This is a genomic window from Pantoea sp. B9002 (genome assembly GCF_013385945.1).
Lineage (GTDB): Bacteria > Pseudomonadota > Gammaproteobacteria > Enterobacterales > Enterobacteriaceae > Pantoea.
On the sequence record NZ_JACAPA010000025.1, the window covers coordinates 1 to 12,316 of the forward strand.

Annotated in this window: 14 protein-coding genes; 8 read left to right on the forward strand and 6 right to left on the reverse strand. The window is 55.0% G+C overall.

Translation table 11 applies throughout. The features are described from left to right. Positions 1-243: 243 nt before the first annotated feature. Positions 244-804 carry a D-glycero-beta-D-manno-heptose 1,7-bisphosphate 7-phosphatase gene (gene gmhB / locus HX773_RS13950; RefSeq protein WP_176972014.1) on the reverse strand — a complete coding sequence of 187 codons (561 nt, stop codon included), beginning with the start codon at positions 802-804 and terminating at the stop codon, positions 244-246. A gap of 187 nt (positions 805-991) precedes the next feature. Here gmhB and metN point away from each other — a divergent pair, with 187 nt between their 5' ends. From metN to proS, 6 genes are all read left to right on the forward strand, one after another. After that, entirely contained in the window at positions 992-2,023 is a 1,032-nt protein-coding gene (gene metN / locus HX773_RS13955) for a methionine ABC transporter ATP-binding protein MetN (protein WP_176972015.1), read from the forward strand. After that, positions 2,016-2,669, forward strand: coding sequence for a methionine ABC transporter permease MetI (locus HX773_RS13960; RefSeq protein WP_008108449.1), 654 nt, complete (start codon positions 2,016-2,018; stop codon positions 2,667-2,669). Before metN ends, HX773_RS13960 begins: the two co-directional genes overlap by 8 nt. A 37-nt stretch (positions 2,670-2,706) precedes the next feature. Then, positions 2,707-3,522: a MetQ/NlpA family lipoprotein gene (locus HX773_RS13965; RefSeq protein WP_110867582.1), complete on the forward strand. Its 816-nt coding sequence runs from the start codon at positions 2,707-2,709 to the stop codon at positions 3,520-3,522. Positions 3,523-3,650: 128 nt separating this feature from the next. Then, entirely contained in the window at positions 3,651-4,052 is a 402-nt protein-coding gene (rcsF, locus tag HX773_RS13970; protein WP_061718072.1) for an Rcs stress response system protein RcsF, read from the forward strand. Beyond that, positions 4,049-4,756, forward strand: a complete 708-nt coding sequence (gene tsaA / locus HX773_RS13975; RefSeq protein WP_176972016.1) for a tRNA (N6-threonylcarbamoyladenosine(37)-N6)-methyltransferase TrmO — start codon at positions 4,049-4,051, stop codon at positions 4,754-4,756. Before rcsF ends, tsaA begins: the two co-directional genes overlap by 4 nt. Before the next feature lie 89 nt (positions 4,757-4,845). Continuing rightward, the gene (proS, locus tag HX773_RS13980) at positions 4,846-6,564 is read left to right on the forward strand and encodes a proline--tRNA ligase (RefSeq protein ID WP_176972017.1); all 1,719 of its coding nucleotides are present in this window, start codon (positions 4,846-4,848) and stop codon (positions 6,562-6,564) included. Positions 6,565-6,594: 30 nt separating this feature from the next. On the opposite strand, the gene arfB is transcribed toward proS, so the two are convergent. Next, a complete protein-coding gene (gene arfB, locus HX773_RS13985) occupies positions 6,595-7,005 on the reverse strand; it encodes an alternative ribosome rescue aminoacyl-tRNA hydrolase ArfB (RefSeq protein WP_154154056.1) in 411 nt (136 codons plus the stop codon). 214 nt (positions 7,006-7,219) lie between these two features. On the opposite strand from arfB, the gene HX773_RS13990 reads away from it, so the two are divergent. Further along, on the forward strand, positions 7,220-7,420 hold the full coding sequence (locus HX773_RS13990) for a YaeP family protein (RefSeq protein WP_036622231.1): 201 nt from the start codon (positions 7,220-7,222) through the stop codon (positions 7,418-7,420). Beyond that, a complete protein-coding gene (rof, locus tag HX773_RS13995) occupies positions 7,407-7,670 on the forward strand; it encodes a Rho-binding antiterminator (RefSeq protein ID WP_176972018.1) in 264 nt (87 codons plus the stop codon). The genes HX773_RS13990 and rof overlap by 14 nt, the downstream gene beginning before the upstream one ends. A gap of 39 nt (positions 7,671-7,709) precedes the next feature. Here rof and HX773_RS14000 read toward each other — a convergent pair whose 3' ends face one another. From HX773_RS14000 to HX773_RS14015, 4 genes are all read right to left on the reverse strand, one after another. After that, on the reverse strand, positions 7,710-8,018 hold the full coding sequence (locus HX773_RS14000) for a cytochrome c (protein ID WP_176972022.1): 309 nt from the start codon (positions 8,016-8,018) through the stop codon (positions 7,710-7,712). A gap of 14 nt (positions 8,019-8,032) precedes the next feature. Continuing rightward, positions 8,033-9,334, reverse strand: a complete 1,302-nt coding sequence (gene tilS / locus HX773_RS14005) for a tRNA lysidine(34) synthetase TilS (RefSeq protein ID WP_176972019.1) — start codon at positions 9,332-9,334, stop codon at positions 8,033-8,035. Positions 9,335-9,388: 54 nt separating this feature from the next. Further along, positions 9,389-9,778, reverse strand: coding sequence for a VOC family protein (locus tag HX773_RS14010; protein WP_176972020.1), 390 nt, complete (start codon positions 9,776-9,778; stop codon positions 9,389-9,391). Positions 9,779-9,853: 75 nt separating this feature from the next. Next, positions 9,854-12,004: a lysine decarboxylase LdcC gene (locus HX773_RS14015; RefSeq protein ID WP_176972021.1), complete on the reverse strand. Its 2,151-nt coding sequence runs from the start codon at positions 12,002-12,004 to the stop codon at positions 9,854-9,856. Positions 12,005-12,316: the final 312 nt, after the last annotated feature.

A 12,316-nucleotide genomic window follows, 5' to 3' on the forward strand; every position in this document is an offset into this window, starting at 1 on the left:
TTGCGAACAGCGGCTGAACCGTCTGTCGCGAGGTGGCGTATACTACGCTTTCCTCTTTAGGAGTCAAACACTTTTTTCAGCGTTTTCATCCGGCGGGATGAATTTCTTCACTCCCTGCTGAGCCGTCTGCGTTGCCGCTTTGCCGTCTCAGTGGTGGCGCATTATAGGGAGTTATTCGGAGCTGACAAGTGCAAATTTCAAGTTTTTTGCTGTTCGCTTGAAATTTGCGCAAAAGGCCCGTTTTCAGGCCTTTTTGATGCGTGCCGGCAGCTCTGCCAGACTATTAATCACCCAATCCGCCGCCGCTTCACCTTCTGCCGTTACCGGCTTGCCACTACGCACCAGCACTTTGGTACCTACACCTGCAGCTAACGCCGCCTGCATATCTTCTATTTTGTCGCCTACCATATAAGAAGAAGCCATATCGATATCCAGATGTTGCTGCGCGGAGAGCAACATGCCCGGCTGCGGCTTACGGCAATCACACTCCTGGCGATACGCTTCAACCGTTGCATCCGGCAAATGCGGACAGAAATAGATGCCATCCAGATCAACATCACGATCGGCCAGCGACCAATCCATCCATTCGGTGAGTTGCATAAACTGATCTTCGGTGAACATGCCACGCGCAATGCCCGACTGGTTAGTCACCAGCACCAGCGCATAGCCCATCTTCTTCAGCGCCTGTAGCGCTTCGATTGTGCCATCAATGAATTCGAAATTATCGATTTCATGAACATAGCCGTGATCGACATTCAATGTGCCATCACGATCAAGAAAAATAGCCGGGACTTTGTTCGCCACGTAGAAACTCCTGCTGAAAATGTGTCGCTAAGTATCGCATGATTGCGTATAGCGAGAGAATGGCAGTTTGAATGACTTCCATTGATTTAGCCGTCTGGATGCCTTAACATCCATCCAAATTTCGCACAGCCCTGCTGAGTGAAGCCCGATACACCACGGACTATGCAACACGATAATAAATAAACTAATGATTAAACTCGAAAATATCACCAAAGTGTTCCAGCAAGGCTCACGCACCATTCAGGCGCTGTCCAACGTCAGCCTGCACGTGCCTGCTGGACAGATCTATGGCGTCATCGGTTCCTCCGGTGCCGGTAAAAGTACACTGATTCGCTGCGTCAATCTGCTGGAGCGCCCAACGTCCGGACGCATACTGGTTGATGGCCAGGAATTAACCACTCTTTCTTCTGGTCAATTGACGCTGGCACGCCGCCAGATTGGCATGATTTTCCAGCACTTTAATCTGATGAACTCCCGCACCGTCTCCGGCAACGTGGCGCTGCCCTTAGAGTTAGGCAATCTTTCACGCGAACAGATAAAGAAGCGCGTAAGTGAATTGTTGGATCTGGTGGGATTATCAGACAAGCATGATAGCTGGCCAGCGAATCTCTCTGGCGGACAAAAGCAGCGTGTTGCAATTGCCCGCGCACTGGCGAGCAATCCTAAGGTGCTGCTTTGTGATGAAGCCACCAGCGCACTGGATCCCGCTACCACGCGTTCGATTCTGGAGCTGCTTAAGGACATTAACCGTCGTCTCGGCATTACTATTCTGTTGATCACCCATGAAATGGATGTGGTGAAACGCATCTGCGATCAGGTTGCCGTAATCAGCAATGGTGAGTTAATTGAAAAAGACAGCGTGAGCGAAGTGTTCTCGCATCCGAAAACGCCGCTGGCGCAGCAGTTCATTCAATCGACGCTGCATCTGGATATCCCCGACGACTACCAGCAACGCATGGCGCCACAGCCAACAGCTGATAGCGTGCCGCTGCTGCGTCTGGAGTTCACCGGCAAATCGGTGGATGCTCCGCTACTGTCAGAATCGGCCCGCCGCTTTAACGTTAATAACAACATCATCAGTGCGCAGATGGATTACGCCGGCGGCGTGAAGTTCGGCATCATGCTGGCTGAGATGGATGGCAGTGAAACAGATACACAAGCCGCGATTGCCTGGCTGAAAGAAAATCATGTGAAAGTAGAGGTGTTGGGTTATGTCTGAAGCGATGATGTGGTTACTGACGCGTGGCGTCTGGGAAACGCTGATGATGACCTTCGTCTCTGGTTTCTTTGGTTTTGTCCTCGGTCTTCCGGTTGGCGTGCTGCTGTATGTGACGCGTCCCGGCCAGATTCTGGCCAACAACGCGCTTTATCGCGTGCTGTCGGCGCTGGTCAATATCTTCCGTTCAATTCCGTTCATTATCCTGCTGGTATGGATGATTCCTTTCACCCGCGCCATTGTCGGCACCTCGATTGGCCTGCAAGCCGCGATTGTGCCGCTGACCGTCGGCGCCGCGCCGTTTATTGCACGCATGGTGGAAAACGCCCTGCTGGAACTGCCAACCGGATTGATCGAAGCGTCTCGCGCCATGGGCGCCACGCCGCTGCAGATCGTGCGTAAAGTCCTGCTGCCAGAAGCGCTGCCAGGTCTGGTGAATGCCGCTACAATTACCCTGATTACGCTGGTTGGCTACTCCGCAATGGGCGGAGCGGTTGGCGCAGGCGGTTTGGGCCAGATTGGCTACCAATACGGTTACATTGGCTATAACGCCACGGTAATGAACACCGTACTGGTTCTGCTGGTTGTGCTGGTCTATTTAATCCAATTCTGTGGCGACCGCATTGTACGTGCTGTGTCCCATAAGTAAGCAAGCAACATCAATAGTCCTCTATTAAGGAAAGGATATGTCTTTTACATTTAAAAAGATTGCCGCTGTGGGTGCTCTGATTGGCGCAATTGCGCTGGCAGGATGCGATCAGAAAGCAAAAGATCCAAACCACATTAAAGTGGGTGTGATTGTCGGCGCTGAACAGCAGGTTGCTGAGACTGCAGTGAAAGTGGCGAAAGAGAAATATGGCCTCGATGTTGAGCTGGTTACCTTTAACGATTACGTGCTGCCAAACGAAGCGCTGAGCAAAGGTGATATTGACGTTAACGCCTTCCAGCACAAGCCGTATCTGGATCAGCAGATCAAAGATCGCGGTTACAAGCTGGCCATCGTAGCGAACACCTTCGTTTACCCAATCGCTGGCTACTCGAAGAAAATCAAATCACTGGATGAACTGCAGGACGGTTCACAGGTTGCTATCCCGAACGATCCAACCAACCTGGGACGTTCACTGTTGCTGCTGCAGAAAGTCGGCCTGATCAAACTGAAAGATGGCGTTGGCCTGCTGCCAACCTCACTGGATATCACTGAGAACCCGAAAAAGCTGAAGATTGTTGAGCTGGAAGCGCCGCAGCTGCCACGTTCACTTGACGATCAGCAGATCGCACTGGCGGTGATCAACACCACTTACGCCAGCCAGATTGGTCTGACGCCAGCGAAAGATGGCATCTTCGTGGAAGACAAAGATTCACCTTACGTGAACCTGATTGTTAGCCGCGAAGACAACAAAGACGCTGAGAACGTGAAGAAGTTTGTGCAGGCTTACCAATCAGACGAAGTGTCTGAAGCGGCCAACAAGATCTTCAACGGCGGCGCAGTGAAAGGCTGGTAATTTTCACCTTTCATGCCTTGCAGGGCGGCTTCGGCCGCCCTTTCTTTTGCCATAAATTGCACCTGACTTGTTATTTATTGTCGTCCTTGTTTCAATAACGCCACTTTTTATTACTTGAGGATGTTGCCATGCGTTTTTTACCGCTCTGCTTGTTGGCATTGATGCTAACCGGGTGTGTGCGTGAATATCACCCGATAAGCAGTGCTCCTTCTCGTCCGCAACAGGCATCCAGCGAGCCAGAACGCAAACCGACTCCACGTCCCGCGCCGGTGAAGATCTACACCGATGCGGCCGATCTGGTCAGCAACCCGTTCCGCGATTTGGGCGAAGTCTCCGCTGAAGATTGCCAGAGCAGCAGCCAGGATTCGCCTCCTAACATCAACACCGCGCGCAAGCGCCTGCAGATCCGCGCAGCCGGCATGAAAGCCAACGCCGTCCTGCTGCATAAGTGCGAAATTGTCACCAGCACGCCGGGATGCTATCGCCAGGCTATTTGCCAGGGCTCCGCACTGAAAGTCTCGAATCAATGAGTGAGTTTGCCTTCGCGCAAATCGGCGTAATTCGTTCGCCGTGGAAAGAGAAGTTTGCCGTCCCGCGCCAGCCCGGTCTGGTGCAGGATGGCGGCGGCGAGCTGCATCTGCTGCCGCCTTACAATCAGCCGGAAGCGGTGCGCGGGCTGGAAGCGTTTAGTCATTTGTGGGTGCTGTTTGTGTTCCACCAAACCATGGAAGGTGGCTGGCGTCCGACTGTGCGTCCACCGCGCCTCGGTGGAAATGCGCGAATGGGCGTATTCGCGACACGTTCAACCTTCCGTCCCAATCCTATCGGCATGTCGCTGGTTGAGTTAAAAGGCATTCGCTGCGAGAAGCAGCAGGTAATCTTGCAGCTCGGCAGCCTCGATTTAGTTGATGGTACGCCGGTGGTGGATATCAAACCTTATCTGCCGTTTGCCGAAGCGCTGCCTGATGCGCGCGCCGGGTTTGCGCAGGCGGCGCCTGATGCCGCCATGCCGGTGCGCTTTTCGCCGCTGGCGCAGAGCCAGCTTCAGCAGCAGCAGAAAACCTATCCGCAGCTAGCGCGTTTCATTAGCGAAGTGCTGGCGCAGGATCCGCGCCCGGCTTACCGTAAAGGTGAGACGGAAGATCGTGAATATGCCGCCTGGCTACTCGACTTTAACGTGCGCTGGCGCATTGATGAGGCAGGAACCGAGGTGATCGCCCTCGATCCCCGTTAAAACCCGCTTTTGAGTGATTGATCTCGCTGGTACACTAGCCGCCAGAAAAATTTTGTCAGTTTCCTTCCGTATAACTGGAATCGTAATCAATGCGTACTACTCAATATCTGCTCTCCACTCTGAAGGAGACACCTTCCGATGCAGAAGTGATCAGCCACCAGCTGATGCTGCGCGCCGGCATGATCCGCAAACTGGCTTCCGGTCTCTACACCTGGTTGCCGACCGGGATTCGCGTGCTGCGAAAAGTTGAAAACATCGTGCGTGAAGAGATGAACAACGCCGGTGCGATTGAGATCTCCATGCCGGTGGTTCAGCCTGCCGATCTGTGGGAAGAGAGCGGCCGTTGGGAGCAGTACGGCCCGGAACTGCTGCGCATTAAAGATCGTCACGAGCGTCCCTTCGTGCTGGGTCCAACCCACGAAGAAGTGGTCACCGATTTGATCCGCAACGAGCTGAGCTCTTATAAGCAGCTGCCGCTCAATCTGTATCAGATCCAGACCAAATTCCGCGATGAAGTGCGCCCGCGTTTTGGTGTGATGCGTTCACGCGAGTTCATCATGAAAGATGCTTACTCGTTCCACACCACGCAGGAATCGCTGCAGGAAACCTACGACGCGATGTACCGCGCCTATAGCCAGAGCTTCAGCCGTATGGGCCTGGATTTCCGCGCCGTACAAGCTGACACCGGTTCTATCGGCGGCAGCGCCTCACATGAATTCCAGGTGCTGGCGCTGAGCGGTGAAGATGACGTGATCTTCTCCAGCGAATCCGATTACGCGGCCAACATTGAGAAAGCCGAAGCCTTAGCACCAGCGGGCGAGCGTTCGCAGGCCACTGCAGCCATGACGCAGTTCGATACGCCAAACGCCAAGACTATCGCCGAGCTGGTTGAGCAACATCAGCTGCCGATTGAGAAAACCGTTAAGACGCTGTTCGTCAAAGCCACCGAAGAGAGCGGCCACACACTGGTTGCCCTGCTGCTGCGCGGCGATCATCAGCTGAACGAAATCAAAGCGGAGAAGCTGGATATCGTCGCTGAACCGCTGGAGATGGCGAGTGAAGAGCAGATTCGCGCGCTGCTGGGTGCCGGTCCAGGCTCGCTCGGCCCGGTCGGTTTGACCATGCCAGTGATCGCCGATCGTACCGTGGCGAAAACCAGCGACTTCTGCGCCGGCGCGAACATTGATGGCAAGCATTTGAGCGGCATCAACTGGGGACGCGATCTGCCAGAACCTCGTGTGGAAGATATCCGTAACGTAGTAGAAGGCGATCCAAGCCCAGACGGCAAAGGAACGCTGCTGATTAAGCGCGGTATCGAAGTCGGCCACATCTTCCAGCTGGGTACCAAGTACTCCGAAGCGATGAAAGCGGCGGTACAGGGCGAAGATGGTCGTAACCAGGTGATGACCATGGGTTGCTACGGCATTGGTATCACGCGCGTTGTGGCGGCTGCGATTGAGCAGAACAACGACGAGCGCGGCATTATCTGGCCAGCGGCATTGGCACCGTTTGAAGTGGCAATCCTGCCAATGAACATGCACAAATCTTTCCGTGTGCAGCAGTTGGCTGAAGAGCTGTACAACACGCTGCGTGCCAAAGGCATTGACGTGATTCTGGATGACCGCAAAGAGCGCCCAGGCGTGATGTTCGCCGATATGGAGCTGATTGGCGTGCCGCACACTATCGTGATTGGCGATCGTAATCTCGATAACGAAGAGATTGAGTACAAGGCGCGTACCGCCAGCGAGAAGCAGATGATTAAGCAACATGACATCGTCGACTTCCTGGCGAAAGCCCTGAACAAGTAACGCTAAAACGCCTCCAGCCGGAGGCGTTTTTTATTGCACCTTTCCACGCATTGCCTTCACGTTACTGCGCCGGGTTTTACCTTCCAGCCGCCTCACTTTAGAGCCGTGCGTCGGTTTGGTCGCACGCCGCACTTTTTCCACCGTGGTTAACTCCTGAATCAGATTAATCAGCCGCTGCACGGCCGCTTCCCGATTCATTTCCTGGCTGCGATGTTCCTGGGCTTTGATGATCACCACGCCTTCCGCGGTAATCAAATGGTGGCTCGCCGCCAGCAGTCGCTCTTTGTAGAACGGCGGCAGCGACGAGGCATGAATATCAAACCGCAGGTGAATCGCCGTAGAGGTTTTATTCACATGCTGGCCACCGGCACCTTGCGCACGGATGGCACTGAGTTCCACTTCATTATCTGCAAGTGAAAGCGATCGAGACAGCACAATCATCTGTCACCTACCGTTTGGCTCGACGTTGCGTCGCGTAATAACCTGTTCATCAACTTAACCTTTTGTGCGCACGCTGAGTGCATAAGACCAGCGCGAAATGTCACTTTTGCCCATTTCCTTGCATCATTCCCGTGACGACCGGGCTGATTTCCATGAAATTCCTGTGATATAGTCGCCTATCATCCAGAGTATCAACTCTGCTGAGGAGGTGTATGTGCAAAAGTATTGTGAGTTAGTTCGCCAGAAGTATGCCGAAATTGGTAGCGGCGACCTTGGGTATGTGCCAGACGCCATAGGTTGTGCGTTGAAGGCTCTCAACGATATTGCCGCTGATTCTGCGCTAAACTCTTCTCTCAGGGAACAAGCAGCGTATGCCGCTGCAAACTTATTGGTGAGCGACTATGTTGACGAATGAAGCCTACAAACCCATCAACTGCGATGATTACGACAACCTCGAACTCGCCTGCCAAAAAAACTGGACGCTGTCGTTAGAGTTAAAAAACGGCGATCAGCTCAAGGCGAAAGCCGTGGACATGGTCTCACGTAAAAACGTCGAGTACCTTGCCGTCGATCTCTCAGGCGAGACCCGCGAAGTGCGGCTCGACCACATCGCCAGCTTCACACATCCGGAGCTGGGCACCGTTATCGTCAGCGAAGACGAGTAAAACCTCTCTCGGGCGGGAATCACATCCCGCCCACCTCGCTTAAGGTTTTAACGAACTGTAATACACCGATAAATCTGCCATATCCTGATCGCTCAATCCCGCCACAAACGCTTTCATCACTTCCGCCTGACCGCCGCTCCGCTCGCCTTTTTTATAGGCTTGCAGTGAATGCAGCAGATAAGGCGCGTGTTGCCCGGCCAGATTGGGATAGAGCGGCACCGCGCTTTTGCCTTCCGCACCGTGACACGCCATGCAGCTTGCCGCTTTTTGCGCGCCCGCATTCACATCGCCGTCGGCCAACGCCGGCAGCGCCGCAGCGAATAACGTCGCTGCCAGCCAAAGTTTCATCATTGCTCTCCATTTTATTGTTGTGGTAACCAGAACGCCTGCCAGCCTTGCTCATGGCTGGCCGCGCCTTCGCGGGTGATAAACAGCCCCGGCGCGCTAATTAGCGTCTGGTTAAAGTAAATCAACGGGATACGTTCACGCAGCCAGGGCGCAATGCCCAGCTCTTGCCACAGCTTTTTCATCTCGCGGCCACCTGCGCGCCCCTGCAGGTGATAATAACCTTGCGCCTGAAAGCGGACCGTGATCGCTTCATCCGCTGTCGGCTGGCGCAGCTCGCCAATCCACGCATTCGCGTGCAGCGAACCTAATCCGGCCGGTAAATCAAGCGGCTGCGTGCGGTCCTGCCAGGTTAGCGAGTGCTGACTAAGCGATGGCTGCGGCGTTAACCAATAAAGTTGCTGGCGATAGCGGCGCAGCTCAAAAGCGCCGAAGCGCAAACAAGGTTTGGCATCTTCACGGCTGTTGATGACTTCATCGGTGATGCGTTTCAGCGCCTCACGCGAAGGCATCGCGCCGCCCTGTTGCGCAATCCAGCGGCGTAACAGCGCATGACGCCGCGCTTCACTCATATTCATTAACGGCGGGAAGTACAGCGCGCCCTGTGCATCGCTAAGCTGCGCCAGCTGTTCCGCCAGCAACTCGTCGAGCAGTTGCTCCTGCTCGCCACAGAGTGCGGCGCTGCGCGCGCTGGCGGCGCTGAAGTGCGGCCAACGTGCCTGCAACAGCGGCAGCACCTGCTGACGCAGGAAGTTGCGGTCATAGCGGCTATCGGCGTTGCTTTCATCTTCAATCCAGCGCAGCTGATGCTCGGCAGCATAGTTTTCCATCTGCTGACGGCTGACGTCGAGTAACGGACGCAGATGCCGATGTTCACCAACGCTGCGCTGCAGCGGCATCGCGGCCAAGCCTGCCGGTCCGCTGCCGCGTTTTAACGCCAGCAGCAGCGTTTCCGCCTGATCGTCAAGGTGCTGAGCAGTAAGTAAGTGCTCACCGGGTTGCAGCTGCTGAAACACCGCCTGATAGCGCGCCTCGCGTGCGGCCGCTTCAATGCCGTGGGCGCGACCATCAACCTGCACATGCAGCACTTCACAGGGAATCTGCCACTGTTGGCAAACTTGCTGGCAATGCAGCGCCCAGCTATCGGCATTCGGGCTGAGACCATGATGGACGTGTAACGCGCGCACGCGTAGTGCTGGCTGCTGACGTTGCCAGCAGACCAATTGATGCAGCAGCACGGTGGAATCAAGTCCGCCGCTGAACGCCAGCACATAGCCAGCGTCGGGTGTCAGCAGCGAAGCAAGATGAGATAAAGACATGAGCGCGTTCCGTCCGGGCGAGCCACCGAATTGCGGCTCGCGGCGGACGCTAGTTTACGCCTGATACAGCTCCAGCGGCAAACCATCCGGATCGGGGAAGAAGGTGCAGGCTTTACCGGTTAACGCATCGATACGAATCGGCTCGCACGTCACGCCCTTCTCCGCCAGCGCCGCTATGGACTGCTCAACATCCTCAACGCAAAACGCCAGATGACGCAGGCCGCAGGCTTCCGGTCCACTTACGCGTGGTGGCGGCGAGGGGAAAGTGAACAGCTCGATGGTGTAAACCCCGTTCAGGCCAAGATCGCCTTTCCACGAGTCACGCTCGGCGCGGTAATATTCACCCAACAATTCAAAGCCCAGCACATCACAATAAAACGCCTTACTGCGCTGATAATCGGTGGCAATAATGGCGATGTGGTGGATCTGTTTTATCTGCAGCATAGCGACTCCGGTTTTCACATAAGCCGCTTACCCTACGTGGCAAATGCGGCGATGAAAAGAGGTGATTGTCCTAAGTTAGCCTTCGTCATCTTCACGCAATACGCGCACCAGATAACGCCCATCCTCCGTCAACGTCGCACCGTGAATGTCGGTCTCGAAGCCGGGATAGTGCCGACCAATGGTGCAAAGCATTAGCAGAAAATCGAGCACGGAACGGCTCTCTTCGGTGATCATCTCACCCGGCATCACCACCGGCACGCCTGGCGGATACGGCAGAATCATGTTGGCGGAAATGCGCCCCACCAGCTCGCGAATATCCACCGTTTCCACCTGACCTTTTACCTGGCGCTGGAACGCCTGATGCGGCGTCATCTTCATCTCCGGCAGCACGTCGAACGCTTTCAACATCAGGCGCGGCAGATCGTGTTGCAGGATCAACTGATGAATGCCCTGCGCCAGCGTTTGAATACGCATGTTGCGGTAGAAGTCGGGATCTTCAGCGTAGAGATCCGGCAGCATGTTTTTCACCCGCAGGTTGAGATCGTATGCGCGCTTAAACTCCGTCAGCCCACGCAGCACGCTCATCGCTTTGGTTTTATCAATGCCGATGCTGAACAGGAACAGCAGATTGTACGGCCCGGTTTTCTCCACCACGATGCCGCGCTGATCGAGGAACTTCGCCACCAGCGCGGCTGGAATGCCCTCTTCCGCCATGTTGCCCAGCTCGCTCATGCCCGGCGTCAGAATGGTGACTTTGATCGGATCGAGGTACATATGATCGCGATCGGCATGGGTGAAACCGTGCCAATCCTCCTCGCCCGGCTGGATCGGCCAGCATTCGGCTTGATCGACCTGCTCCGGCTGCCAGATATCAAAAAACCAGCCGTCAGACTCTTCCCGCAAGCGCTGAATCTCACGACGGAAATGCAGCGCACGTTCAACCGAGCGGTTGATCAGTCGCTTACCCGGATTGCCGCGCAGCATCGCCGCTGCAGTTTCAATCGACGAGACAATCGCGTAGCTCGGCGAGGTGGTGGTATGCATCATGTAGGCTTCGTTAAAGGTGTGCTCGTCGTAATCGCCTTTGATGTGAATCAGCGAGGCCTGCGAGAACGCCGCCAGCAGTTTGTGCGTCGATTGCGTTTCGTAAATCACTTTGCCGGGAATACGATCGCCGCTCATGCCACTTTTACCGGCATAGATCGGATGGAAATTGGTGTACGGCACCCACGCAGAATCAAAGTGGATCGACGGCACATCCAGCGTCTGTTTGATGAACTGCGTGTTGTACAGCAGGCCATCGTAGGTTGAGTTGGTGATCACCGCATGCACCGGCCAGCTGGCACGCGGCGTGGCGTTGACCTTTTGCTGGATGCTGTCACGCGTAAACTCGCGCTGCGGAATGCCGCCCAGAATGCCCAGCGCGTTGCGCGTCGGTTTGAGCCAGATTGGGATGATGTCGCTCATCATCAGCAAATGGGTCAGCGATTTATGGCAGTTGCGGTCAATCAGCACCGTGCTGCCCGATGGAGCCGCATACATGCCGACGATTTTGTTCGAGGTCGATGTGCCGTTGGTCACCATGTAGCTTTGCTCAGCGCCAAAGGTGCGCGCGACGTACTCCTCCGCTTCCAGATGCGGGCCGGTGTGATCGAGCAATGAACCCAATTCCGTGACCGAGATCGAGACATCTGCTTTTAAGGTGTTCGAGCCGAAGAAGTCATAAAACAGGCTGCCCACCGGGCTTTTCTGAAAGGCGCTGCCGCCCATGTGGCCCGGCGTGCAGAAGGTGTATTTGCCCTCTTTGACGTAGGTGAACAAGGCTTTGGTCAGCGGCGGCGTAATGTTATCAATGTACTCATCGGTGTACTGACGAATATGCAGCGCGATGTCATCGGCGGCGCTCAAGGCATATTCAAAGAAGTGCAGCGCCATGCGCATCTCGTTGATGCTGACATCCATCTGCGAATGGGTGTTGATGAAGGCATACAGCGGCAGATATTCATTGAGCTGATTAATGTCGCTACACAACGCCAGACTGTAATCGTCCCAGTCAAAAATCACACCGCAGATACGCGGATTGTGTTCAATCAACTTCAGCAGGTCGCTGGCATTATTGGGGTAAACGGTTTGGAAGCCTTGCAGCTTAAGGGCGGCATCCAGTTCGCGAATAGGCTCATCTTTGTAGAAAGCGCCGTGCGGTCCCATGATCGCAATAATATTCAATGCTCACCTCCTGTGGTGTTGTGGCACTGAATAAGGATAGCGAAAAGCGCGCGCGGATAAACCTGGAATGCTCTGCTGTTGAGTGATTGCAACTGAATGCTAATGCAGCAGAAAAGCCATGATCAAGCCTAAGGGGACAGGAAAGACCAGCCCGAAGAGCAAAGCGTCCGAGCCATGGACGGCGAGGCCGATCTGCATGGATGCAGTTATTCTTTGCGATCGGGCTGGTCTTTTCTGGACCTTGCACCGGAGTCACAGCGAAATCGTCGAACCAGGTAGCCATGAATGGCTACCCTACGGACTGAGGGATCC

Bases quoted from the DNA above. Each gene is read 5' to 3' on its own strand.
- HX773_RS14000 (WP_176972022.1), bottom strand. From the start codon at position 8,018: ATGAAACTTTGGCTGGCAGCGACGTTATTCGCTGCGGCGCTGCCGGCG.
- rcsF (WP_061718072.1), top strand. From the start codon at position 3,651: ATGCGTTTTTTACCGCTCTGCTTGTTGGCATTGATGCTAACCGGGTGT.
- HX773_RS13960 (WP_008108449.1), top strand. From the start codon at position 2,016: ATGTCTGAAGCGATGATGTGGTTACTGACGCGTGGCGTCTGGGAAACG.
- tsaA (WP_176972016.1), top strand. From the start codon at position 4,049: ATGAGTGAGTTTGCCTTCGCGCAAATCGGCGTAATTCGTTCGCCGTGG.
- tilS (WP_176972019.1), bottom strand. From the start codon at position 9,334: ATGTCTTTATCTCATCTTGCTTCGCTGCTGACACCCGACGCTGGCTAT.
- arfB (WP_154154056.1), bottom strand. From the start codon at position 7,005: ATGATTGTGCTGTCTCGATCGCTTTCACTTGCAGATAATGAAGTGGAA.
- HX773_RS14010 (WP_176972020.1), bottom strand. From the start codon at position 9,778: ATGCTGCAGATAAAACAGATCCACCACATCGCCATTATTGCCACCGAT.
- metN (WP_176972015.1), top strand. From the start codon at position 992: ATGATTAAACTCGAAAATATCACCAAAGTGTTCCAGCAAGGCTCACGC.
- rof (WP_176972018.1), top strand. From the start codon at position 7,407: ATGTTGACGAATGAAGCCTACAAACCCATCAACTGCGATGATTACGAC.
- proS (WP_176972017.1), top strand. From the start codon at position 4,846: ATGCGTACTACTCAATATCTGCTCTCCACTCTGAAGGAGACACCTTCC.
- HX773_RS13965 (WP_110867582.1), top strand. From the start codon at position 2,707: ATGTCTTTTACATTTAAAAAGATTGCCGCTGTGGGTGCTCTGATTGGC.